General features: G+C 70.4%; 17 protein-coding genes. 7 read left to right on the top strand and 10 right to left on the bottom strand.

Translation table 11 applies throughout. The features are described 5' to 3' along the window. Positions 1-13: 13 nt before the first annotated feature. The 4 genes from QU602_RS04855 to QU602_RS04840 form a co-directional block, all read right to left on the bottom strand. Positions 14-961: a CHAP domain-containing protein gene (locus QU602_RS04855; RefSeq protein WP_308799091.1), complete on the bottom strand. Its 948-nt coding sequence runs from the start codon at positions 959-961 to the stop codon at positions 14-16. 126 nt (positions 962-1087) lie between these two features. Then, on the bottom strand, positions 1088-1582 hold the full coding sequence (locus QU602_RS04850) for an HNH endonuclease (protein WP_308799089.1): 495 nt from the start codon (positions 1580-1582) through the stop codon (positions 1088-1090). Positions 1583-1944: 362 nt separating this feature from the next. Continuing rightward, complete coding sequence (locus QU602_RS04845) at positions 1945-2769, bottom strand: C40 family peptidase (RefSeq protein ID WP_308799088.1); 825 nt, start codon at positions 2767-2769, stop codon at positions 1945-1947. Positions 2770-3039: 270 nt separating this feature from the next. Then, positions 3040-3732 carry a metal-dependent transcriptional regulator gene (locus tag QU602_RS04840; RefSeq protein ID WP_308799087.1) on the bottom strand — a complete coding sequence of 231 codons (693 nt, stop codon included), beginning with the start codon at positions 3730-3732 and terminating at the stop codon, positions 3040-3042. 91 nt (positions 3733-3823) lie between these two features. Here QU602_RS04840 and serC point away from each other — a divergent pair, with 91 nt between their 5' ends. Both serC and QU602_RS04830 read left to right on the top strand, forming a co-directional pair. Beyond that, positions 3824-4939 carry a phosphoserine transaminase gene (serC, locus tag QU602_RS04835; protein WP_308799086.1) on the top strand — a complete coding sequence of 372 codons (1116 nt, stop codon included), beginning with the start codon at positions 3824-3826 and terminating at the stop codon, positions 4937-4939. Positions 4940-4944: 5 nt separating this feature from the next. Further along, the gene (locus tag QU602_RS04830) at positions 4945-5217 is read left to right on the top strand and encodes a DUF2530 domain-containing protein (protein ID WP_308799084.1); all 273 of its coding nucleotides are present in this window, start codon (positions 4945-4947) and stop codon (positions 5215-5217) included. Here QU602_RS04830 and QU602_RS04825 read toward each other — a convergent pair. The 4 genes from QU602_RS04825 to QU602_RS04810 form a co-directional block, all read right to left on the bottom strand. Beyond that, on the bottom strand, positions 5214-10007 hold the full coding sequence (locus QU602_RS04825; protein WP_308799083.1) for an RHS repeat-associated core domain-containing protein: 4794 nt from the start codon (positions 10005-10007) through the stop codon (positions 5214-5216). The genes QU602_RS04830 and QU602_RS04825 overlap by 4 nt on opposite strands. Before the next feature lie 579 nt (positions 10008-10586). Beyond that, positions 10587-13850 (bottom strand): RHS repeat domain-containing protein, encoded by a 3264-nt coding sequence (locus QU602_RS04820; protein ID WP_308799081.1) that lies wholly within the window; start codon positions 13848-13850, stop codon positions 10587-10589. Positions 13851-14211: 361 nt separating this feature from the next. Further along, positions 14212-15084: a DUF3027 domain-containing protein gene (locus QU602_RS04815; RefSeq protein ID WP_308799080.1), complete on the bottom strand. Its 873-nt coding sequence runs from the start codon at positions 15082-15084 to the stop codon at positions 14212-14214. Next, the gene (locus QU602_RS04810) at positions 15077-15457 is read right to left on the bottom strand and encodes a cold-shock protein (protein ID WP_308799078.1); all 381 of its coding nucleotides are present in this window, start codon (positions 15455-15457) and stop codon (positions 15077-15079) included. The genes QU602_RS04815 and QU602_RS04810 overlap by 8 nt, the downstream gene beginning before the upstream one ends. A 105-nt stretch (positions 15458-15562) precedes the next feature. On the opposite strand from QU602_RS04810, the gene QU602_RS04805 reads away from it, so the two are divergent. The 3 genes from QU602_RS04805 (at position 15563) to QU602_RS04795 (ending at position 19449) form a co-directional block, all read left to right on the top strand. Continuing rightward, positions 15563-15838, top strand: a complete 276-nt coding sequence (locus tag QU602_RS04805; RefSeq protein ID WP_308799077.1) for a hypothetical protein — start codon at positions 15563-15565, stop codon at positions 15836-15838. 39 nt (positions 15839-15877) lie between these two features. After that, a complete protein-coding gene (locus QU602_RS04800) occupies positions 15878-17710 on the top strand; it encodes a helicase-associated domain-containing protein (protein WP_308799076.1) in 1833 nt (610 codons plus the stop codon). Between the two features lie 92 nt (positions 17711-17802). Continuing rightward, positions 17803-19449, top strand: coding sequence for a DNA repair helicase XPB (locus QU602_RS04795; RefSeq protein WP_308799074.1), 1647 nt, complete (start codon positions 17803-17805; stop codon positions 19447-19449). 191 nt (positions 19450-19640) lie between these two features. Here the strand turns inward: QU602_RS04795 and QU602_RS04790 are convergent, their stop codons facing one another. Continuing rightward, complete coding sequence (locus QU602_RS04790) at positions 19641-20357, bottom strand: pyrimidine reductase family protein (protein WP_308799073.1); 717 nt, start codon at positions 20355-20357, stop codon at positions 19641-19643. 14 nt (positions 20358-20371) lie between these two features. Then, the gene (folP, locus tag QU602_RS04785; protein ID WP_308799072.1) at positions 20372-21256 is read right to left on the bottom strand and encodes a dihydropteroate synthase; all 885 of its coding nucleotides are present in this window, start codon (positions 21254-21256) and stop codon (positions 20372-20374) included. Positions 21257-21367: 111 nt separating this feature from the next. Between folP and QU602_RS04780 the strand changes: the two genes are divergently transcribed. Then, positions 21368-22060: a response regulator transcription factor gene (locus tag QU602_RS04780; protein ID WP_308799071.1), complete on the top strand. Its 693-nt coding sequence runs from the start codon at positions 21368-21370 to the stop codon at positions 22058-22060. A gap of 58 nt (positions 22061-22118) precedes the next feature. Then, positions 22119-23897, top strand: a complete 1779-nt coding sequence (locus QU602_RS04775) for a sensor histidine kinase (protein WP_308799070.1) — start codon at positions 22119-22121, stop codon at positions 23895-23897. The last annotated feature ends 112 nt before the right edge of the window (positions 23898-24009 follow it).

Genomic DNA, 24009 nt, shown 5'->3' with positions numbered 1-24009 from the left:
GGGTCGGTGCGGCTCAGGCCGGCGGGTACAGGAACAGATTGACGCTGCTCGCCGGGATCGTGCGCGTGTGATACGCGTGATCGTTGCCCCAGTTGTACTCCTCGAGCGTGACCGTGCCGTCGTCGTGCACGGCCTGCACGTACGCGACGTGGTTACCCGTAAACCAGGCGACGGCGCCGACGATCGGGACGTCGCTCGTCTGACGGCCGCGGTCGGCCCACTCGGCGGCCCACCGGTGCGCACTCCCCGACGCGAGGTTCGACCAGTCCCACTTCCAGGGACCGCTGGTCACGCCGGCGTCGCGGTTCAGGCGCCAGGCGACGAAGTCGACGCACTCGCGGTAGTAGTAGCGGAGCGGCGACAGGCCACCGCCCTGATTGTCTGAGGCCTGATCCCACCAGGGGTAGTCGTCGCCCTCGGCCTGCTGCGTGGGTGTCGAGTACGCTCCGGCACGGTTGCCGACACTGCCGAGCGCGGCCGAGCGCTCGGCGGCGGCGACGCGCGCCGCCTCGGCGTCGATCTCGGCCTTGGTCTGCACGGCGTAGGCGTCGTTCGAACGCAGTGCGCCGCCGGCGAGCGCCGACACGTCCACGTTCTGCGCCTCGGCCTGCGTCAGGCTGAACTCGTGGGAGGTGCCGAATCCGGCGGCGCCGTGCACCGACGCGTAGGCCGGCAGCGCGACGGTGCCGACGATGGCGGGCACGACGAGCACGGTGGCGACGACCCGCGCGTGTCGTCGGGACGAACCGACGATCGGCGTCGTGGCGGCGGCGACCGGGGCCGTCACCGGGCCGACCGCGGCGGGGACGGCGGGTGTGGCGGGTGCGGCGGCGGGGCGAAGGCGCCGCAGCACGGACGGGAGCTTCACGGAGCGGCGCGGGCGCCTGGACGCGGCCTTGTCGGCGGCTCGGCGGGCTGCTCGGGTGGGCGGCAGCTCGCCGCGCGTCACGTCACCACTCACGTATCGAAACCTCCGGGACCGTCGTGCTCTGGGGTGAACCGCCGGTACGAGTCGTCTCGCTCGGCGCGGGGGTGGCGGCGAGCTTCCACCACAATAGGGCAGGCGCCGCCGGATGTCACGATCAGATCACGCGGCCTGCAGGAACTCGCTCCACTGCGGCAGCGGGCGCTCGACGCCGCGCATGACCCAGTCGCGACCACGCGGCATCCCGGGCGTGAACCGCAACTGCCAGCCCATCTCGGCCGGAGTGTGGTCGCCCTTGACGTTGTTGCAGCGCAGGCAGCAGGCGACCAGGTTCTCCCACGTGTCGCGGCCGCCGCGCGAGCGCGGCAGCACATGGTCGACGGTGGCCGCCGAGGCGGCGCAGTACGCGCAGCGGTGTTCGTCGCGGCGCAGCACGCCGCGGCGACTCACCGGAACGTGCTGCAGGCGCGGTGGCCGCACGTATCTGGTCAGGATGATGACGCTCGGCCGGTCCCACGCCCCGCTCGTGCCGATGACCGGATGCGCCTCATCGCACAGGATCACGGTGGCCTTCTGATGCATCACGAGCAGCAGGGCGCGTTTGAACGAGACGACGGCGAGTGGCTCATAGCCGGCATTGAGCACGAGCGTGCGCATAGGGCGCCTTTCGATCGGGGCTGGATGGCTTCCAGCCGCGTGCACGGATCGACGGCCCGCCGGCCTGCGCCGGGGTGACGCGGAAAGGTTCCGGAAACGAAGAACGGGCACTGTCGAGAAGACAGTGCCCGTCGGCATGCGGCGCGCGGAGCTCACGGTGCCCGCGCGGTTGACTGCTGCGGCGCTGGTCGAATTGCGCGCGCGCACCCCTGGGAAGGATGCCTCGCGCCTCGGCCATCGCCACTCTCCGTTCCGGCTCGCGGATCGTCAGGAGACCAGGGTACGCGACGAACGGCGCGCCGGGACCCCCCGCCGCGCCGTTCTCGTCCCTCGTCACGCGGTGTTCACGCGTCGGACGCGCCTCAGATGCCGATGCGCACGATTCGGTAGTCGCTGGTCCAGATGGGCTGGATGCGAACGGATGCCCCTTCGTAGGGCGCGTGCAGGATCATGCCGTTGCCCGCGTAGAACCCGTCGTGCCCGGACATGATGACGAGGTCGCCCGGCACCGCGGCGGACTCGGCGATGGGCGTGCCCATCGCGCCCTGACCGGCCGACGAGTGCGGCATCGAGATGCCGAACTGCGCGAAGACGTACATGACGAAGCCCGAGCAGTCGAAGCCGGCGGGCGTCGCGCCGCCGTAGACGTAGGGCGTGCCGATGTACTGCGTCGCCACGTTGTAGACCGAGGCCAGGTCGTAGCTGGGGTACGGCGGGTTGGCGAGCAGCGAGGACACGGACGGCCCGCTCGACGATGCGGCGTAGGACGCGAGCTGCGCCTGTGCAGCCTGACGCGCGGCTTCCGCAGCAGCGGCGGCCGCCTCGGCCTCCTGCTGCGCGCGGATCTCTTCGCCGGTGACCGCCGCGTAGGCGTCGGAGGACTTGGGCGCCGCGATGACATCGTCGGCGACCTCGACCGACTGGGCGCCGGCCTCGGTGAGCTTCGCCTGGTCGGTCGCGCCGAACTGCGGGCCGACGGAGCCGGGAGCCATCGCGTACGCGGGGATGGCGAGCGTGCCGACGATGCCGGCGGAGACCGCCATCACGGTGAGGTTCGCGAGGCCGCCGCGGCGAAGGCGGCGGGTCGACGCGAGCGGACGCTCGGGGGTCTCGGTGGTCTGGGGTGCGTGGGGCTGGGCAGCGGGGGGCTGAGCGGCGTTCGAGCGACGCCGGATGGATCGAGCCAAATCGGGTACCTCCGTCGCCCACGACACGAGGCCGTCTCACCTGGGTTACGCGCGCGGGGGGCGCTTACGGATACCTCGATCGAGCGGTGAGCCGAAAGGGAGGCGACTCGATCTGAGGTTCCCAACGGCTGGCTGCTGCCGCGGGACTCGACCGACCCTACGCGAGGATCACGCGATTGTCACACTCTGATAACGGTTTCCTCAGGAAACTGCCATGTATGCGCGTGCATTTGCGTTCTGCGCGGGTGTGGACCCCACGCTGGACGGGCACTACGCGCTGATGAACAGGTGCCCGGCGACCTCGGTCGGCAGCTCGAGCCCGCCGTCGACGCCGTCGACCCGCACGAGCACATATCCGCCGTCGGCGGTGAAGCTCGCCGCCGCGCCCGGCACGATGCCGGCCTGCTTGAACTGGCCGAGCAGCTCGGGGTCGAACTGCACCGGCTCGGCGAGCCGGCGGACGACGCCCTGGACGGCCCCGCCGCTCTCGTCGAGCGCGACGAGCAGGTTGCGGACGCCGCTCATGAAGGGCTGCGCGGGCGGGAGCCCGAGCTCTTCGAGGCCGGGGATGGGGTTGCCGTACGGGGACTCGGTCGGGCCGCCGAGGATCTCGATGAGCCGTCGCTCGACCTGCTCGCTCATGACGTGCTCCCAGCGGCAGGCCTCGTCGTGCACGAACTCCCAGTCGAGCCCGATCACGTCGGCGAGCAGTCGCTCGGCGAGCCGGTGCTTGCGCATGACGTGCACGGCCTTGCTGCGGCCCTCCGGGGTGAGCTCGAGGTGACGGTCACCCGAGACCACGACGAGACCGTCGCGCTCCATGCGGGCGACGGTCTGCGACACGGTGGGGCCGGAGTGGCCGAGCCGCTCGGAGATGCGCGCGCGCAGCGGCACGATGTGCTCCTCCTCGAGATCGAGGATCGTGCGCAGGTACATCTCCGTCGTGTCGATGAGATCCGTCACCAGCGTCCCTCCCTGTCGGCACGGCGCGCCAGAGCTGTGCGCGGCCGCCTCCCAGCCTAGCGTGAGGCCGCTCGTCGCTAGACTCGTCGGCATGCCCAGCCTCGTGATCCCCAGCGACCTCCTGCCCGCCGACGGACGCTTCGGCTGCGGACCGTCGAAGGTCCGGTCCGAGCAGCTGGCGCACCTCGCGGCCGAGGGGCCGCGGCTGCTCGGCACCTCCCACCGTCAGGCGCCCGTGAAGCAGCTCGTGGGCCGTGTACGCGCCGGGCTCGCCGACCTGTTCTCACTGCCCGACGGCTACGAGGTCGTGCTCGGCAACGGCGGGTCGACCGCGTTCTGGGACATGGCGGCCTTCGGCCTCATCGACCGCCGAGCGCAGCTGTGCTCGTTCGGTGAGTTCGGGGCGAAGTTCGCCAAGGCCGCCGGCGCACCGTGGCTCGACGCGCCCGACGTGCGCAAGGCCGAGCCCGGCACCCGGAGCGAGCCTGCGGCCGTCGCGGGCATCGACGTCTACGGGTCGCCGCAGAACGAGACCTCGACCGGTGTGGCAGCGCCGGTGCGCCGGGTCCAGGGCGACGCGGGCGCGCTCACCGTGATCGACGCGACGAGCGCCGCCGGCGGCATCATGGTCGACCCGGCCGAGTTCGACGCCTACTACTTCGCGCCGCAGAAGAACTTCGCGTCCGACGGCGGGCTCTGGTTCGCGCTGCTCTCCCCCGCCGCGATCGAGCGCATCGAGCGCATTGCGGCGAGCGACCGGTACATCCCCGACTTCCTGTCGCTCAAGCAGGCCGTCGACAACTCGCGCCTCGACCAGACCCTGAACACGCCCGCGCTCGCGACGCTGCTGCTCATGGAGAACCAGATCGAGTGGATGAACGCGTCGGGTGGCCTCGCGTGGGCCGACGCGCGCACGCGCGAGTCGTCGGGCGTGCTCTACAACTGGGCCGAGGCGTCCGCCGTCGCGACGCCGTTCGTCGCCGACCCGACGCACCGGTCGCAGGTCGTCGTCACGATCGACTTCGACGAGCAGACCGACGCGGCCCGCATCGCGAAGGTGCTGCGCGAGAACGGCGTGGTCGACACCGAGCCGTACCGCAAGCTCGGCCGCAACCAGCTCCGCGTCGCGACGTTCACCGCGATCGAACCCGACGACGTGCGCGCCCTCACCGCGTCGATCGACTACGTGCTCGAGCACCTGGACTGAGCCGCATGCGCCTCTGGGTGAGCGAGGACGAGCGCCGGCCCGAGCCGGCGCCCGCCCGCGCCGACGCCAGGAAGGCGCTCGTCGCGGGCACCGCGGTCTGGCTCGTCGCGCTGATCGTCTGCTGGTGGTTCTTGGAGCCGCTCGACGACGCCGGGTTCGCGTGGCTCCTGCCGACGGCGATCGTCGGTGTGGTGTTCGGCGTCGCGGGCGTCATCGTCGTGCAGGTGCACCGCGCGCGGCACCGCCGCGAACCTGAGGCGCGCGGCGGTCGCGATTAGAACTTCTTGAGGAAGGACTTCGCCATGATGTGCGCCAGTGCCAGGCCCTCCGTGAACTCGGCCGGTATCGAGCTCAGGTCCTTCGTGAGCTCGGAAATCTTCGTCAGCTCCGTATGGATCACGTCGACCTCGCGGTTCGCGTCGTCGATGAATTGGAGCAGCTCATCCTGACCCGTCGACCTCATCATGAGGGCGCGTTGGGCCGCGACGATCCCGCCTTGCTCGAGCTGAGCGGTCACCGCGCCGATCGATCCCCGGACCGCCGTGCCGATCTCCGGTGAGAAATTTCCGGCCTTGGCCGCCTCGTCCCAGTGACCTGTGGTTTTCTTCAGTACCTGGGCGAGCACGTCGAGCGGATATGACGTGGCGTGATGGTCAGGGCTCCCGAGGAAGTCAGCGGCCCTTTTCCCGATCGTCCAGCCCATCCCCAAGCGCTGTGCATTGCGGTGTGCCGCTTCGATTCTGGACTCAGGGGTGACCGACTCGACCTTGGTCTCGGGAATGACCGGCTCGACCTTCGTCTTGGCGGCAACCGTCTGATCCGGGGTCGTCGAGCCGGGCTTCGGGCCCGCCTTCGGATCGACGACCTTGGTCGTGGTCCGGCTCGTGAGCTTTCCGAGCCCGCCGGCGATGCCGAATACGGCGCCGGCGCCGGCGAGCCCGATGCCGGTCGCGAGGGCTTCGTCGTCGGACATGAACTTGGTGTCGGTGAGGATGGCGTGCGTCTCGACCGCGGTGAACGCCATGTCGGCCACGGCGAACGCGATCGCGGCGAAGCCGAGCACGACCAGTCCGAGCCCGCCGTTCGCGGGGCTGAGCGCCCAGAATGCGCCGACCGCGCCCGCGAGTGACCCGAAGTTGTTCAATGTGACCGTGATCACATCCCACATCGACGCCCGCCCACTGGGATCGACCATCATGATCGGATTCGCGTTCGCGTAGCCGTACAGGTCGTGCAACGCCTCACGGTCCTTGCTGGTGAACGACAGCTGCCCCGGATCGTAGGTGCGCTCGCGGAGGAACTGCGTGCCGTCCGTGTGGGTGTACTCCAGGGCGTACTGGAACGGGTTGTAGCCCAGCTGCCCGACCGCGCCGGGCAGGCCCGCTGCCTGAGCGATGACCCCGGTGCCGGCGGTCGCGACCCCGTAGTCCGAATATGCATACGTTCCGGCCGCGGCGCCGGAATCATCGGTGAGTCCGGTCACGTTCCCGTGCCGGTCGGTGCTGTAGTACTGCGTCTCCGCCGCGTCCGCGTGTGTGGTGCGGGCGTGCCGGAACGCCCCGATCAGGTACGACGCGACCCCGTCGGCCTCTGTCTCGTCGTCGGCGGCGTGGGCGTCATTGATGAGCGCCGTGTCATCCCAGTAGTACGTCGTGGATCCGGCATCCGTGGCGCGGCCCTTCCGCGTGCCGTCGGCCCAATAGGTCTGCTCGATGCGGGTACCGTCGGCGAGGATCTGCGCGATCTGCCGGTTCGCCGCATCCCACTCGTACCGCGACCCGTCAGCGGCCGACATGAGGTTCCCGGCCGCGTCGTGTTCCTGCGGCGCGGTCTGCGGCACGCCTTCCGGACCGGTCGTGGCGATGGCCACGAGCGCACCGACCGGCGAGTACGCGAAGTCACGGGTCGTGATGGTTCCGGATGTCTCGTCGGTAATGGTCTCGGCGGCGACCTGCCCGGACACACCGATCTCATACGCGACGCTCTGGGTCGCGGGCGCGTCGGCGGCGTCACCGTCGCGGATGGTGGACGCGGTGAGCCGGCCGAGATGGTCGTAGGCGTACTCGCGGCGCTCCACATCCAGGTCACCGGATGCCTCGTCACGCACCCGATCGATACGGACGAGGAGGTTACCGGTCGCCGGGTCGTACTCGTACTCCCGCTCCGCCTGCACCGCACCATCGGGCCCGGTCGTGGTCTCAGATTCGATCTCACCCGCACTCGTGAACGCATACTCCGTCACCACACCGTTGCCGCGCGCGACCTGCTGAATCCGGCCATACTCGTCCGGGCTGTAGCCGACGCGGGCCAGCTCGTCACCGTCCGCGTCGGTCTGCACCACACCGGTCAGGAACCCGTCATCGGCGTATGAGAACGCGGTGCGGTTGCCGGCCACATCGGTGGTCGCGGTCTTGCGGCCGTGCCGGTCGTACTCGTGCGCGATCGCAGGTCGGGCCGCGCCGGCCTGTTCGGCCGGGTACTGCACAGTGCGGATATTGCCGAACCCGTCATAGCTGTAGGTGATCTCCGTGCCGACCCGTTCAGCCGGATCGAACACCGCCGTCACCCGCCCGGTGACCTCGTCATAGGCGTACCCGGTCACCACCGCCTGCTGCCCCGGCGCCTCCACCCGGACCTCGATCACCGCACGGGAGGTGTCGTCGTACGCATACGTCGTCACCTGGCCGGCACTGGTAGTCACCCGTTCGGGCAACCCGTCGACCGTGTACTCATACCCGGTGATGGCACCGACCTGGTCGGTCTCGGTCACCGTCCGGCCTAGCACATCGAGCTCACGTGACCCGCCTGAACGTTCCTGCCCGCCCGCGGACATGGTCTTCTCCAGGCTGGTGCCGAACCCGTCGAAGCGTCGCTCCGCGACCAGCGCGTCAGCCGCAGCAGCAGGATCCTCCGGGCTGATGGTCGTGGTCGCCGGATTCCCGTGGGCGTCGAACTCGACACTCGTGCGGGTCGCACCGTTGCTCGTCTGAAGCTCGCGACCGAACCCGTCGTACACCGTCGAGGTCTCCGGCACCGGCACGCCGTCCGCCCTGGTCCCGTCCGTGCCGGTCTCCCGGCCTGACACGTCCATCCGCGACGTCGTGATCTGCGCCGCATCCGCCAACCGGCCCGTCGGCGTCGACCCGGAAGTCACCGTCCCGTGCACGTCGTCGTGCTCGGTGACCTGGACCAGCCCGTTCGCGAGCGTCGCCCGGGCCGCCCGGCCGTGCACATCCTGCTCGACCCGGGTCGTCGCACCCCACGCATCAGTGATCTCCTCGACCCCGGGCGCCGGGAACCCGTGCCGCTCAAACACCCGCACCTCACCGGCCACCGGGTCGCCGTCGGGGTTCAGGTTGTCGTGCTTCTGCACCACCCGGCCCAGCACATCCCGCACCTCCGTCACCGCGACCCCGTCCGGGCCGGTGACCGTGACCTGATCCCCGCCGAACCCGCCGAACCCACCATCCGCCGGCGCATACGCGGTGGTCGTGACCCGATCCGCGGCATCACGCGCAGACACCGGCCGGCCCAGCTCGTCATAGTCCGCCGACGACATGTGGCCGAGCACGTCGGTCGACTCCAACGCGCCGCCGTGCAGCAGTGAGGTCGTCGATGACGTGGACGCTGCCAGCTCGGTGCCGGCCGCGACCGTCTCGACCACCTCACGCACCCCACGCTCCAGGTCGATGGTCTCGTCCCACCGGGTCGCCACCGGCGCCGCACCAGCAGCACCGGCATCGCCGCCCGGATACTCCCGCTGCTCCACGACCACACCGTCCTCGACCGTGTACTCGGTCCGTCCGGTCACCACAGCGGCGCCACCGGGCGCCTGCATGGTCTGCTCCACAAGCACCGGGACGGTCCGGGTGTCATCCAGCGTCGTCTCGGTCGTGGTCACCGACCCATCCGGAGCGGTCGACCGCTCCGACACCGGCGACCCGACCGGCAGCAGCCGGCCCTTGGAAATCTCCCGGTCATACCCCCGCTCCAACACCGTTCCATCCGCGGACTCCCGGCGGACCATCCGGCCCAGATCGTCGTACTCATACGACTCGGTGCCGGCCCGCACCCCACCGGACACGTCCAGCGACCTGACCTCGGCCGCGACCGGCTTCCGGGCCAGATCGCCCACACCCACCGGGTCACCGTCGGGATAGGTCAGCTCCTGCTCCTGAACGGTCTGCTCACCCGCCGAAGACGACACCACGACCCGCTTACCCGCCAGCCGGCCCCACTCGTCGAACGAGGACACCACCCGCGTCTTCCCATCCGACACCTCGACCGAACGCGCACCACCCACCGCACCGGCCACCGCGCCGGACACGCTCGCCGGATCCACGGCCGGCCAGCCCGATGGCAGCACCCCGTCGACCTGCCGCCACCGCCTCGCACTCAACTCCGTACCATCCGAATCGGTGACCGCGACCCGGTCCACCCGCGACACCGCGTCCGTATCCGACCGCCACGACACCGTCGTCACCGCACCAGACCCGGACACCACCCGCTCCACCCGACCCGCACGGTCATACCCGACCAGACTGCGACCACCGACCGGGTCGGCCACCTCACCCACCCGACCGTCGACCAGCTGCACCCGCCACACCCCGGCGCCACCGCCCTCGGCCGGCACATTCACGCCCGGCCGCACCAGCACTTCGCCGGGGTCGGACCAGTCCAGCTCGGTCACCACCCCGTCCACACTCACCACCGACCCCAACCGGTGCGGGTTGCCGGCCACCCACCCCCAGTCCGACCGGTCCCCACCCGCGGCCACCTTCGCCACCGGATCCCCGGCCGCGTTGAAGTACGTGATCACCCCACCCAACTCATGCAACTCGAACGCATACGACTGCGCCCCCACCACCCCATCCGCACGCCCCGGCAACACCCCACCCGGAACCTGCCGGAACACCACATCCGAGCCCGCATACCCCAGCAGCCCTGACGGCACCGAGTCGGCGGCCTCGAACACCCCGCCCGACGCCGGCGACACCCGCACCCCACCCTCGACCTCCACCACCGCGAACCCGAGCCCCCACCCGACCCCGAACCCATACCGATCCACCCCAACCCGCGAATCCCACCCCAACGACACCCCCGCAACCGGCACCACCACCCCGAACGACCCATCGACCTCATTCACCACACCCTCAAGCCCATCCCCCACCCCGAACGACCCCAGCTCCACCACCGGCGGCACCCCCGGCTCCCCGGCCTCACCCGCCCACACCGGCGACACCACCCCCACCAGCAACACCCCACACACCGCAGCACCCACCACACCCAGACCCACACGCCCGACCCGATCCACCCGACCCACACCACGAACCCGCACGACGCGCTCCAACCACAACCGACAAATCACTTCAATATATCAATACATGGACAGTGTGCGGTGCACCACTGTGGAGAATGACGTTGTGGCCCCAGACCGAGTTCGTTCGCTCGTGCGTGCATCGTCAGGTCAACTGATCGACCTGACGCGACGCGAACGTGGCGTGGATCACCGCGCGTGCAGCCAGTCGGGCACTCGCTCCATGACACGGATACGGCGGGTGCGGCGGCCAGCACGGGCGTGTGCGGGGCCTTCCCCGGCGACAGCAACGGCACTGCCCGGCACGTCGCACGCGCACGCGCACGCGGCCTAGAACTTGTCTCTCGCTACATCGAAGGTCACGAAGTCCTGGTCCGCGTATGCCCGCACGCGGGAAACCGCCTGGCTGAAGGCCTTCCCCCCGTCGGTGGTCAGTCCCTTGGCGGTCGCATCCAGTTCGCTCATCGCGCTACGGACGGCCAAGATCTGGTCGTCTGCCCGCCAAATCGTGCGCAGATCAGCGTCGGGGAGCACCCTCGAACCTGTGCCCTTCACGAGAGCCTGGATCGACGCCTCCCACTTCACGAGCGCCTGGTATGCATCGTCGAGATCCGCGCTCTTGACGGTGCGCTCGAGGGTGTGCAGCTGGCCGGTGAGTGAGTCCATGAGGTTCCCATCTTCGTGGTCGACCTTCATGAACAGCTCGTCAAGTTCCCTCACGTGTGTGCGCATGGCGTCGATGCCTCGCTTCGTCGCGCGGGGATCCGCATCCTGTAGATTCTCAGTCGCGCGAAGCGCCTTCCACTCCGACAACGGGGCGGACGGGTACGGGTCCCGTTCGGCGAGGGTGGCGGACGTCACGTCCTTGAAGTCTCTGAGGGGCGTTCCCTCTTCTGCCACCGCGCTCCTGGCCCCGGGGCGTCCGAGCTTGAGGGCCCCTCGACCGCCGACCGCGGCGAAGCCGCCCGCCGCTCCGAGGGCGAGCCCCGTGAAGAACGCGTCACGCTCACTCATGAACCTGATGCCGGAGACCGCGCTGTAGAGCTCCATGCCTGCGAACGCGGCGTTCGCGACACTGATCGACCCGGCGATGAGCCCGATCGCGAGGAGCGTACCGCCGCTCGCAGCGGTGGTGAACACGGCGGCGAGCGCGCCGAAGACGCCGTACAGCCCCGCGGCAGCGCCGACCGTGGTCACCCCGATCGTGGCGAAGTCCCAGAACGAGAACCGGCCGGTCGGGTCGACGAGCATGATCGGGTTCGCGTTGACGTAGCCGTAGAGATCGTGCAGGGACGCCACGTCCTTCCGCGTGAACGACATCTGCGTCGGGTCGTACGTGCGTTCGCTGAGGAACTGGGTCCCGTCGGCGTGCGTGTACTCGAGCGAGTACTGGAACGGGTTGTAGCTCAGCTGCCCGACCGCGCCCGGGAGTCCGGCCGCGGGGCGGGTGACCCCGGGCCCGCTGGTCGCGACGCCGTAGTCGGAGTACGAATAGGTGCCCGCGATCGCTCCGGACTCGTCGGTGAGCGCTGTCACGTTGCCGTGCCGGTCAGTGGCGTAGTACGTCGTCTCGGCCGGCGCGGGCGATTCGGCTCCCGCGCTGGTGATCCTGGCATGCCGTGACGTGCCGATCAGGTACGACGCGATTCCCCCGGCCCCCGCGTCGGACTCAGTCGGTTCCGTGGAGTAGCGCTCGTTGACGAGGACGGAGTCGTCCCAGTAGTACGTCGTGGACCCGACTTCCGTGGTCCGCGCCTTCCGGGTGCCGTCGGCCCAGTGACTCGATTCGATCCGCACGCCCTCCGGCGTGGTCTGCGCGTTCTGGCGGTTGGCGGCGTCCCACTCGAAGCGTGAACCGTCAGCGCCGCGGACCGGTCGCCCGACCTCGTCGTAGGACGCCGTTGAGGTGCGCCCGAGCACGTCCGTCGAACTGAGGGCGCCGCCGTGCAGCACAGACGACACCGATGACGTGGTCGACTCCAGGTCTGTGTCGGCCGCGACCGTCTCTGTCACCTCTCGGACCCCGCGCCCCAGATCCACGTGCTCGTCCCACCGGGTCAGCACCGGCCGAGCGTTTCCATCACCACCGGGGTACTCGCGCTGCTCGACGACGACACCGTCCCGCGCGGTGTACTCGGTGCGACCCGTGACCACCGGTTCGGCGCCGGGCGCCTGCATCCACTGCTCCACCAGCACGGGGACCGTGCGGGTCGCGTCCAACTCGGACTCTGTCGTGGTCACCGAACCGTCTTCCGCGGTCGAGCGTTGCAGCACCGTCGCCCCGACCGGCAGCACACGGCCTGCCGGCATCTCGGAGTCGTACCCGAACTCGAGGACGGTGCCGTCGGCGGACTGTCGACGGAGCATCCGCCCCGACTCGTCATACGCATACGACTCGGTGCCGGCCCGCACCCCGCCGGCCGCGTCCAGGAACCGGACCTCCATGCCGGCCGGCTTGCCGGTCAGGCCGCCCACCCCGATCGGATCGCCGTCGGGGTAGGTCAACTCCTGTTCCTGGACGACCTGCTCGCCTGCCGCGGTCGACGCCAGCAGCTGCTTGCCCGTCAAGCGGCCCCACGCGTCGAACTCGGACACCACGCGGGTGCTGCCATCCGACAGCTCGACCGAACGGCCCTCGCTCGCGCGACGGGGTCCGGTGACGCCGGCGGCGTCGACCGCCGGCCACCCCGTCGGCAGCGCCCCGTCGAGCTGCCGCCATTGCCGTGCGCTCAGCTCGGTGCCCTCCACGTCGGTCACACCGACGCGGTCCACGCGGGACACCCCATCTGCATCCGAACGCCACTGCACGCGCGTGGCCGCCCCCGAGCCCGACACCAGGCGGTCGATCCGACCCGCGTCGTCGTACCCGACCCGGCTCCAGCCGCCGACCGGATCCGTCACCTCGGTCAGCCGACCGCCGTCCAATCCGAGTCGCCACGTGCCGGCCCCACCGCCGTCGGCGGGCACGTTCACGCCCGGCCGCACGAGCACCTCACCCGGGTCCGACCAGTCCAGCTCGGTGACCACGCCGTCGACGCTCACCACCGACGCCAAGTGGTGGCCGGCCCCGGTCGCCCAGCGCCAGTCCGTGCGACCGCCCGTCGCGGTCACACTCGCGACCGGATCGCCGGCGGCGTTGAAGTAGGTCACCATACCCCCGAGCTCGTGCAGCTCGAACGCATACTCCCGCGCGCCGGCCACGCCGTCTCCGCGAGCCTCGAGCACCCCGCCCGGGACCTGCCGGAAGACGACATCCGTGCCCTGGTACCCCGCGAGACCCGACGGTACCGTCGTGTCAGCGGCGAATGTGCCGCCCGACGACGGCGACACCCGGACGCCGCCCGCCACCTCGACCACCGCGAACCCGTACCCCCAGCCGACGCCGAACGCGTACCGGTCGACCGGCACCCGAGAATCCCACGACACGGACAGCCCGGCCACCGGGATCTGTACGCCGAACGACCCGTCTGCCTCGTTCACCAGTGCCTCGACGCCATCGCCGACCGCGAACGACCCCAGCTCCACGACGGGCGGCGCCCCAGGCTCCGCCGCCTCGCCGGCCCAGACCGGCGACACCGTACCCGTGACCAGCACCCCACACACCACCGCGCAGGCCAGACCCGCACGCCCAAGACCAAGAACTCGCACCAGACGCTCCAAGCGATCGACGGATTGGACGTGAGCGTATCAATATCCAGTGACAGCCGGTCGGGTCAGTGCGCTCGCTTCAGCCAGTCCATGACCACACGCGGCGGATGTGCCCGGCAAATACCGGGATACGACGGCGCCGCGCCGACGGCGTCGCCACCGAAGTAATCAACGCCGACGCAGGCGCAGCGCTGCGGGTGTTCATCGAGAACGCGCGCCATGGTGTGCAGCTCAGCGCACTCCACACGCGGAGCCAGGCTTCCCCGTGAAGCGCATCGCGGCAGCCGGGAACGACGAACCGAGACCGCTATCGCGCCTCGTCGGCGCGCTCGCCAGCGCCCTGGTCGCCGCCCGTGTCGCCGTCCTCGTCCGAACCTTCTACGTCGATGTCGTCGTCGAACTCGTCGTCATCGTCCTGGTCCTCGTCCGAGTCGTCGTCGTCATCATCGTCGTCGTCGTCATCGTCGTCGTCGTCGTCGTCGTCGAGGTCATCGTCATCGCCGAGTTCGTCGTCGTCGAGGTCATCGCCGAGTTCGTCGTCATCGACCTCGACGTCGTCGTCGAGTTCGTCCACGTTGTCGTCGAACTCGTCGTCGTCGAGCTCGCCGTCCGGGGCATCCGTCTCGTCGTCGCCGGACTCGCCCGAGGCATCCGCACCATTCACCGCCGCCTCGGCGGCCGCGGCCGCCTGCGCGGCCCGGTATTCCGCCAGCCGGTCAGACCAGGGCAGCCACTCGGGCGCGAGGAGGGCACCGTCGCCCGGCATGAGCTCGGTCTCGAGCACCGTCGGTTCAGCCCCCTCGACACGGGCGATGGTGACCGCCCAGTGCCAGCCGCGGTAGCCGGGCACGTCGGCCGCGAAGAGCAGGGTGAGCACGTGCTCGCCCTCGACGACATGCCCGATGACCGAGCCGACCGTCTCGGGCGCGGTCATCTCAAGCAGCGCGCGCTGGGCGAGCGATGTGGAGCCGAGCAGCACCTCGTCGGCGACGGCCTCGACCTCGGGCTGCGCATCCGTCACGACACCCGACTCGCCCGAGGCATCCGTCACGACACCTGACTCGCGCGAGGCATCCGTCACCGAGTCCGGCTCGACCTGCTCGACCGGCGACGCGTGCTCAGCCTGCGCCGGCTCAGCCGATTCCCGCCCGCCATCGACGGCGGGCCGCTCGTCAGGCATCCAGGTCGTCCGCGACTCGACGGAGCACGGCCGCGACCGTGCGGGCCTTGCTCTTGTCGGGGTAGCGGCCACGTCGCAGGTCGGCGCCGACCGCGTCGAGCACCTTCACGAGATCCTCGACGATGACCGCCATGTCATCGGCGGGCTTGCGATGCATCTTCACCATGCTCGGAGGTGCGTCGATGACCCGCACCGACAGCGCCTGCGCACCGCGCTTGCCGTCGGCGATGCCGAACTCCAGCTTGGTTCCGGCACGGACGGTGGCCCCCGCGGGCAGCGCGGACGCGTGGAGGAAGACCTCCTGGCCGTCATCGCTGCTGATGAAGCCGAAGCCCTTTTCCTCGTCGTAGAACTTGACCCTGCCGGTGGGCATCGCTGAAACCTCGCTCGTATCGTGCAGCCGCGCCGGATTCGCGGCGGGCCTTCCATCTCCCAGTCTAGAGTCGCGAGCGGGCGGAGCGAGTCCTAAGCTTGGACGGTGACCAGCCAGCGCCCCGTGATCGACCACCGAGCCGAGCGCGTCCTCGCCTACATGGTGGCGGGCACCGTCGGGGCCTCCATCATCGCGTTCTTCGCCGTAATGATCGGGTCGTTCGCCAACCAGGGCCAGGCCGAGTGGGCCGACCAGGGCATCTGGCCCTTCGTGCTCGTGTTCCCGCTGATCGGGCTTCCCGTCGGCTTCATCCTCCTGGTGGCGTTGCTCATCGTCAACGGCGTGCGACGTTCTCGCGCCGCCCGGCAGGGCTCGGACTGACGGCCGCCCATGCTTGAGCTCGCCGCACGGCTCCGCGCAATGTCGCGAGATGAGCTCGCGGTCGCGCTCCGTGGGCGCGAGTTCGATGCGAACGGCAGCCGTGACCTGTTCGATCTCGCCGAAGCGCTGCTCGCGGCCGACAGCCTCGACACCGCGATCAGCCGTCTCGACCGGCCGCACCTCGCCGTACTCGCGGCCGCGGCCACCATCGCCTCCGCCGACGGCGGCTTCGAGGACGCCGCGCTCCTCGCCGAGCTCGAGCGACTCGACGCCGACGACTCGATCAGGCGGACGCTCGACGAGCTCGTCGCCGATCTCGAGGGGCGACTGCTGATCGTCGCCGGCGAGCACCGCCGGCACGTGCCCGCGCCCATCGCGGGCCGGCTGATCCCGCGGCTCGGCGCCGACCTGCCCGACCCCGCGGACCTCGCCGCCCCCGCCCCGCGCGTCCTCGAACCCGTCGACCCCGTCGACCGGCGCCTCCTCGACCGGCTCGGCGCCGAGGCGGCCTACTCGACCGTCGCGGCCACCGCCGAGCTCATCTCGGCGCTCGGCCTTCAGCCCGCACGAGAGCTCGCCAAAGGCGGGCTCTCGTTGCCCGATGCGAAACGACTCGCCGAGGCGACCGGGGTCGAGCTGGAGCGGCTCCCGCGCGTGTTCCAGCGCGCCGTCGAGGCCGGGCTCGTCGCACGCGACGGCGCCTACTGGCTCGAATCCGACCGCGGCGGCAGCTGGGTCATGGAGTCCGCGGCCGGGCGCTGGCGGCGTCTCGCCGAATGCTGGCTCGACCGCATCCCGCCGACGCTCCGCGAACTCGTGGCCCGCCGCAGCGACACCCTGTCGGCGACCGCGTTCCGCGACGACGTGCGCTGGCTCTACCCGGCGGGTGGCCGCTGGCTCGACGAGGGGCTCGAGCGGCTCGCGGACGACGCGGAGGCCCTCGGGCTGGCTGTCGGTGGCGAACCCGTCGACGCGGCCCGGCTGGTGGTCGCGGGTGAGCTCGACGGAGCGGCCGCGCAGCTCGCGGCCCGCTTCCCGCCGCAGGTGGAACGCGTGTACCTGCAGCACGACCTCACCGTGGTCGCCCCCGGCCCGCTCGCCCCCGCGATCGATGCCCGACTTCGTGGCTTCGCCGATCTGGAGGCCCGCGACCTCGCCGCGACCTATCGCGTGAGCGCGGCATCCGTCAACCGCGCCCTCGCCGCGGGCGAGTCGGCGGAGTCGCTCCTCGCCTTCCTCGAGTCGATCTCGCTGACGGGCGTGCCGCAGCCGCTCGACTATCTCGTACACGAGGCGGCGCGCCGGTTCGGCAGCGTGCGGGTCACGGCCGCTTCCGAGACGGATGCTCCGGCCAGAGCCTCGATCCGCAGCGACGACGCCCAGCTGATCACCACGCTCGAAGTCGACCAAGCGCTCACCCCGGTGGCGCTGCGTCGGGTGGGCGAGCACCGTCTGCTGTCGCGGTTCGCGCCCGATGTGGTCTTCTGGGCCCTGTCGGATGCACGCTATCCGGTCGCCGCCGAAGACGCCGACGGCCGCATCGTTCGACTGCAACGCCATCACCTCGCGGCGACTCCCGCGCCCGTCGAGAAGTCCGACCCGGTCGACGAACTGCTCGATCGCGTCCTCGAACATGGCGACGGGCCGGCGACCGAGCAGGCCTGGCTCGCCCGTCAGCTCGAGGCGGCGGCGCGCGCGAAAGAGACGCTGACCGTGACCGTGCACATGCCCGGCGGGCAGACCGCCGACTACCTGCTTGCGCCCGCGAGCGTCGCAAACGGTCGACTCCGTGCACGCGACCGCAAGGCCGACATCGAGCGCACCCTGCCGCTGTCGGCGATCGCCGCGGTCGGGCCGGCGCCCGCGGAGTAGGGCGGTCCCGGTTCGGGCCGGATGCGCCGCTCGGGCGGGCCGTCCCCGCATCACAACCTCATTCCCGGCGAGACGGCGTAGACTTGCGCGCTATGTCAGACGGCCCCCTGATCGTCCAGAGCGACCGCACCGTGCTGCTCGAGGTCGCGAACCCGCTCGCTGAGGATGCACGCCACGACCTCGCCGTGTTCGCCGAACTCGAACGCGCCCCCGAGCATGTGCACACCTACCGCATCACTCGCCTCGGGCTATGGAATGCGCGCGCGGCCGGCCACACCGCTGAGGACATGCTGGGCACGCTCGAGCGGTACGCGAAGTTTCCAGTGCCGCAGACCGTCTCGGTCGACATGCGCGAGACGGTCGCCCGCTACGGGCGACTCGTCATCGACCGCACCGACGACGGCGCCCTGCGGTTGCGCAGCTCCGATGCCCCTGTGCTCACCGAGGTCGCCAACGGCAAGCGCATCGCGCCGCTCCTGACCGAACGCATCGACGACGCGAGCTTCCTCGTCGCCCCCTGGGCTCGGGGTGCCTTGAAGCAGGAACTCGTGAAACTGGGCTGGCCGGCCGAAGACCTCGCGGGCTACACGCCAGGCACACCGCACGACATCGGACTGCAGCAGAACGGCTGGCACCTACGCGGCTACCAGCAGCAGGCCGTCGACAACTTCTTCGAGGGCGGCTCGGGCGTCGTCGTGCTGCCCTGCGGCGCCGGCAAGACGCTCGTCGGCGCCGGCGCAATGGCGACCGCGAAGACCACGACGCTCATCCTCGTGACCAACACCGTCTCGGCACGGCAGTGGCGCGACGAGCTGCTGCGCCGCACGAGCCTCACCGCCGAAGAGATCGGCGAGTACTCGGGGCAGGTCAAAGAGGTCAAGCCCGTCACGATCGCGACGTACCAGATCCTCACCGCGAAGCGGAAGGGCGAGTACGCCCATCTGTCCCTCCTCGACGCGCTCGACTGGGGCCTCATCGTCTACGACGAGGTGCATCTGCTTCCGGCTCCGGTGTTCAAGCTCACCGCGGAGCTGCAAGCACGCCGTCGCCTCGGCCTCACCGCGACGCTCGTGCGCGAAGACGGGCGCGAAGGCGACGTGTTCAGCCTGATCGGCCCGAAGCGCTTCGACGCGCCCTGGAAGGAGATCGAAGCCCAGGGCTTCATCTCGCCCGCCGCATGCTTCGAGGTCCGGGTCGACCTGCCGCAGGGCGAGCGGCTCCAGTACGCGGCTGCGGCCGACGACGAGCGCTACCGCCTTGCTGCGACGGCGCCCGCGAAGCTCGACGTCGTGCGCCAACTCGTGGCCCGCCACGCCGGCGAGCGCATCCTCGTCATCGGCCAGTACCTCGACCAGATCGACGAGCTGGCCGAGGCCCTCGGTGCACCGCAGCTCACCGGGTCGACCCCGGTCGACGAGCGCGAGCGGCTGTATCAGGAGTTCCGCGACGGCACGACGCCCGTGCTCGTGGTGTCGAAGGTCGCGAACTTCTCGGTCGACCTGCCGGAGGCGACGGTCGCGATCCAGGTCTCTGGTTCGTTCGGCTCACGCCAGGAGGAGGCGCAGCGCCTGGGGCGGCTGCTCCGCCCGAAGGAGTCGGGCCTGTCGGCGAACTTCTACACCCTCGTCGCCCGCGACACCGTCGACCAGGACTTCGCGCAGAACCGGCAGCGCTTCCTCGCCGAGCAGGGCTACTCGTACACGATCCTCGACGCCCACACGCTCGCCGCCGCCGCCTGACGTCTCACCGCATCAGCACCACGGCCCGTACTCCGGGATAGGCATAGTGCCGCAGTCCGGAAAGCTCCCGCCGCTATCGGGGTCGTACGGGCGGGTGGGCAACGACCCACCGCCCTCGGAACCGGCGGCTGCGGACGCGGCGGAAGCCGCCGCACCGATCGGGTTCCGGGGGGGTACACAACGTCGGGCGTTCAGCTCGCGCGCGCATAGCGCAGCAGCACGAGATCACCTGTGGGCATCGCGTGCACAAGCCGCATCCGGCGCGCCGCCTCACTCGCGCCACGCACGATGCGACCGGCGTCGCCGCCGACGAGCGTCGGACTGAGACTCAGGCAGAGCTCGTCGACCAGCCCCGCCTCGAGCAGCGCGCCGAAGAGCGACGGACCGCCCTCACAGAGCACCTGCCGCAGGCCCTCGCGCGCGAGCCGGTCGAGCATGGCGTCGACATCGACGGCCGTCTCGCCGCTGACGAGCACGTCGGCGACGTCGGCGAGCGCGGTGCGCTCCCGCTCAGGGGCGCCGGCATGGGTCACCACGATCGGGCGCGTCACGGCCTCCGCGAACACCGGATGCCCCGGGTCGAGCTCGAGCCGGTTCGACACGATCGCCAGTCGGGGCTGCGCCGGCCATCCGCGCGACTCGCGCCACGAGGCATCCGTCTCGCTCACTCGCACGCCGCCGTACCCCTCGACGCGAATCGTGCCCGCGCCGACGACGATGACGTCGGCGAGCGTGCGGATCGCCTGCATGGCGGCGCGGTCGCTCGCATCGCCGAGCCCGCCGCTCGTCCCATCGACCGTGACGGCCCCGTCCAGGCTCATGATGAAGTTCATGCGCACGCGGGGCGTGCCCCGATCGGGGAGTGCGTACGCGTCGAGCAGCGTCTCACGGTCCGGGATTACGGTCATGCTGCGCCCTTCCATCATCGGTTGTGCTCGAGGTACGCCGGCTCGCGCCAACCCTCGATCGCCTCGATCATGCGCATGGCGTCGACCGTCTCGCGGACATTGTGCACGCGCACGATGCGCGCACCTCGCGTGACCGCGTACACCGCGGCCGCGATCGACCCTTCGACGCGCTGGTGCCGGTCACGGCGACCCAGACTCTCCCCCACGAAGTCCTTGTTCGAGAGCGCCACGAGCGTGGGGTGTCCGAGGGCGACGACCTCGTCGAGGCGACGCGTGAGCTCGAGCGAGTCGAGGGTGTGCTTGTTCAGGTCGTGTCCCGGATCGACGATGATGCGGTCGGATGCCACGCCCCTCGCCTCGGCGAGCGCGATCCGATCGCGGAGGAATGCGACGACCTCGTCGACCACGTCGTCATACGTCGGCGACGGATAGGCGGTCCGTGGCGCGGCTTTGCTGTGCGTGATGACGATCGCCGCGCCGGCTTCGGCGACGACGTCGGCCATCGCCGGGTCGTGGATGCCGGTCGTGTCGTTGATCACGTGCGCGCCCGCAGCGAGCGCGGCCCGGGCGACCCCGGGCTGGAAGGTGTCGACCGAGAGCACGACGCCGGCACCCCTGAGCGCTTCGACGACCGGCACGACCCGGTCGATCTCGTCCTGGACCGGCACGGCCGGCCCCGGCGCGAACTTCGCACCGCCGATGTCGATCCAGTCGGCGCCCTCGACGATCGCCTCCTCGGCGGCCGCGACCGCAAGGTCGAGCGCGTCGGTGCGGCCCTGATCGTAGAACGAGTCGGGCGTGCGATTGACGATCGCCATCACGGCGATCTGCCGGGCGAAGTCGAACTCGCGTGGACCGATGCGCACGCCGTTCCGGCCCGTCGGATCGTGTGCGCGCATGTGCCGAGTCTTGCACGAGGCATCCGCAACGCCCACCTCGCGGCGCGCCGCATGGACCGCACTCGAAGAACGTTCAGGAAAGATTCAGCTCACCCGCAGGAGAATGGCAACATGAGCGACGGACCTCGCATTCTCATCGTCGACGACGAACCCAACATCCGCGACCTGCTCACGACGAGCCTGCGATTCGCCGGCTTCGCCGTCCGCGCGGTCGGCAACGGCGCGCAGACGATCTCGGCCGTGCTCGAGGAGGAGCCCGACCTCATCATCCTCGACGTCATGCTGCCCGACATGAACGGGTTCAGCGTCACCAAGCGCCTGCGCTCGGCCGGGTACACCGCGCCGATCCTCTTCCTCACCGCGAAAGACGACACCGAGGACAAGATCACCGGCCTCACCGTCGGCGGCGACGACTACGTGACCAAGCCGTTCAGCCTCGACGAGATCGTCGCCCGCATCAAGGCGATCCTGCGCCGGACGATGCACGCCGAAGAGGATGCCGTGATCCGCACCGGCGAGCTGACGATGGACCAGGACACGCACGAGGTGCTCGTCGGCGACATCCCCGTCGAGCTCTCCCCCACCGAGTTCAAGCTGCTGCGCTACCTGATGCTGAACCCGAACCGGGTGCTGTCGAAGGCGCAGATCCTCGACCACGTGTGGGAGTACGACTTCAACGGCGACGCCGGCATCGTCGAGAGCTACATCTCGTACCTGCGCCGGAAGCTCGACCAGCACTCAGCCGAGCCGCTCATCCAGACCAAGCGCGGCTTCGGGTACATGCTGAAGTCGTCCAAGGCCTGAACGCATGGGGTGTCTGGCACAGCGGCGCCCCAGGCTCGCTCCGTAGACTCGCCGCGCCATGCATCAGACAGTCTTCGAGCGGTGGAGCCGGGTCTCCCTGCGCACCAAGATCACCGGGGTCACGGTGCTCATGCTCACGCTCGGGCTGCTGGTGTCGGGCATCGGCACCGCCGCCATGCTGCGCGGCTACGTCGACCAGCAGATGAAGGACAAGCTGCAGTCGATCGCGGCGAGCGGGGTCAGCCAGTACTTCGACTCGCCCAGCCGCGGTGCCATGAACCTGGACCGGCTCGACTTCTCGGAACAGACCGAGGTGTTCGTCGCGCAGTACGACGCCGACGGCGAGTACCAGCGGAACAACTGGGAGGATCGGTCCAAGGACGAGCTGCCGAAGATCCCGTCGACGCTGCCACCGACCTACGTCGCCGCGATCAATGACGGCCATTACGCGATCCTCGAGCTCGAGGACACGCACGGCCAGAAGACGTACCGCGGCATCGCGGTGCTGGAGACCGCCGACGTGCACGGTACGTTCGTGCCGATCCTCGTCGCCATCTCGACCAAGGACACCGAGCAGCTGCTCGCCGCCTACCTCACGATCTTCCTCGGCTTCGGGTTCGGCGTGATCGTCGTCGGGGCGCTGCTCACCCGCATGCTGGTCACGACGACGTTCGCACCGTTGCGCGAGGTCGAGCGAACCGCCGCCGCCATCGCCGACGGCGACTTCAGCCAGCGCCTCGGCGGCGCGACGCCGAACACCGAGGTCGGCCGCCTGAACCGTTCGCTCAACACGATGCTGAACCGCATCGACCGCGCGTTCCGCGACCGGGCGCGCACCATCGAGCAGATGCGCCGCTTCGTCGGCGATGCGTCGCACGAGCTGCGCACGCCGCTCGTGTCCGTGCGCGGGTACGCCGAGCTGTACCGCATGGGCGCGCTGCAGAGCCCCGAAGAGGTCGGGCAGGCGATGGATCGCATCGAGAAAGAGGCCATCCGCATGGGCGGCCTGGTCGAGGATCTGCTGGCGCTCGCCCGCCTCGACGAAGCGAAGCCGCTCGTGCTCGCCGAGGTCGACCTCGTCCCGCTCGCCCGCGATGCCGCACTCGACACGATGGCGGCGAACCCGGGCCGGGTCGTCACGGTCATCGCGCCCGAGGAGCGCGCGGCGGATGCCACGGGCACGGCGCCGATCCTTCAGGTCGAGCTCGAGCCGGGCCCGGCGAAGGGCGCTCGCAGCGCCGTGCCGAAATCGTCGTTCGCCGGCGCGACGCTGGCCCGGCTGCGCGGCCGCCGCGTGCGGGCGCAGAAGGTCGCCGATGAGACCGCGGCGGCGGGGCCCGCCGCAGGCTCCGCGACCGCGGCCGGCGTCGCGGCGTCCGCGGATTCGGCGCGCGGGCCCGAGACGGAGACGGGACCGATCACGGCGCCCAAACCGGTGCGCCGCGCGATCGTGCTCGCCGAAGAGAACAAGATCCGGCAGATCATCACCAACCTCATGGGCAACGCCGTGCGGTTCACCGCGGTCGACAGCCCGATCGAGATCCGGGTGTCGGTCGACGACGAGGCCGAGCGGGCGCGGATCGAGGTCGTCGACCATGGCGAGGGCATCCCCCCGCAGATCCGCGAGAAGATCTTCCAACGTTTCTGGCGCGCGGACACGTCGCGCACGCGCGAGACGGGCGGTTCCGGCCTCGGGCTGGCGATCGTCTCCTCGATCGTCGCCGCGCACAACGGCTCGGTCGACGTCGTCGAGACGCCCGGGGGCGGCGCGACCTTCCGCGTGTCGCTTCCCCTTGCCGGGTCGGCGGCCGCACCGCAACGCGTCACCGAGGCCTGAGCCGGCCTGATCGGCGTCGGCGACCGCCGGCGAGTGCCGGCTCGGCCTGGCTCGCAGCCGTTGTCGCGCTCTCGCGGCCTCGGAGAGAAGCGGTGGCGCGGTGCGACGCGAC

Source organism: Agromyces protaetiae (genome assembly GCF_030866785.1).
Classification (GTDB): Bacteria; Actinomycetota; Actinomycetes; order Actinomycetales; family Microbacteriaceae; genus Agromyces; species Agromyces silvae.
Note: the sequence above shows the minus strand (reverse complement) of the source record. Positions and strands in the feature narration are given on the sequence as shown.

Excerpts from the sequence above, each read along its gene's own strand:
- QU602_RS04830 (WP_308799084.1), top strand. The coding sequence starts at position 4,945 with ATGCGCCTCTGGGTGAGCGAGGACGAGCGCCGGCCCGAGCCGGCGCCC.
- QU602_RS04790 (WP_308799073.1), bottom strand. The coding sequence starts at position 20,357 with ATGACCGTAATCCCGGACCGTGAGACGCTGCTCGACGCGTACGCACTC.
- QU602_RS04800 (WP_308799076.1), top strand. The coding sequence starts at position 15,878 with ATGTCGCGAGATGAGCTCGCGGTCGCGCTCCGTGGGCGCGAGTTCGAT.
- QU602_RS04810 (WP_308799078.1), bottom strand. The coding sequence starts at position 15,457 with ATGCCCACCGGCAGGGTCAAGTTCTACGACGAGGAAAAGGGCTTCGGC.
- QU602_RS04780 (WP_308799071.1), top strand. The coding sequence starts at position 21,368 with ATGAGCGACGGACCTCGCATTCTCATCGTCGACGACGAACCCAACATC.
- QU602_RS04775 (WP_308799070.1), top strand. The coding sequence starts at position 22,119 with ATGCATCAGACAGTCTTCGAGCGGTGGAGCCGGGTCTCCCTGCGCACC.
- serC (WP_308799086.1), top strand. The coding sequence starts at position 3,824 with ATGCCCAGCCTCGTGATCCCCAGCGACCTCCTGCCCGCCGACGGACGC.
- folP (WP_308799072.1), bottom strand. The coding sequence starts at position 21,256 with ATGCGCGCACACGATCCGACGGGCCGGAACGGCGTGCGCATCGGTCCA.
- QU602_RS04815 (WP_308799080.1), bottom strand. The coding sequence starts at position 15,084 with ATGCCTGACGAGCGGCCCGCCGTCGATGGCGGGCGGGAATCGGCTGAG.
- QU602_RS04850 (WP_308799089.1), bottom strand. The coding sequence starts at position 1,582 with ATGCGCACGCTCGTGCTCAATGCCGGCTATGAGCCACTCGCCGTCGTC.
- QU602_RS04795 (WP_308799074.1), top strand. The coding sequence starts at position 17,803 with ATGTCAGACGGCCCCCTGATCGTCCAGAGCGACCGCACCGTGCTGCTC.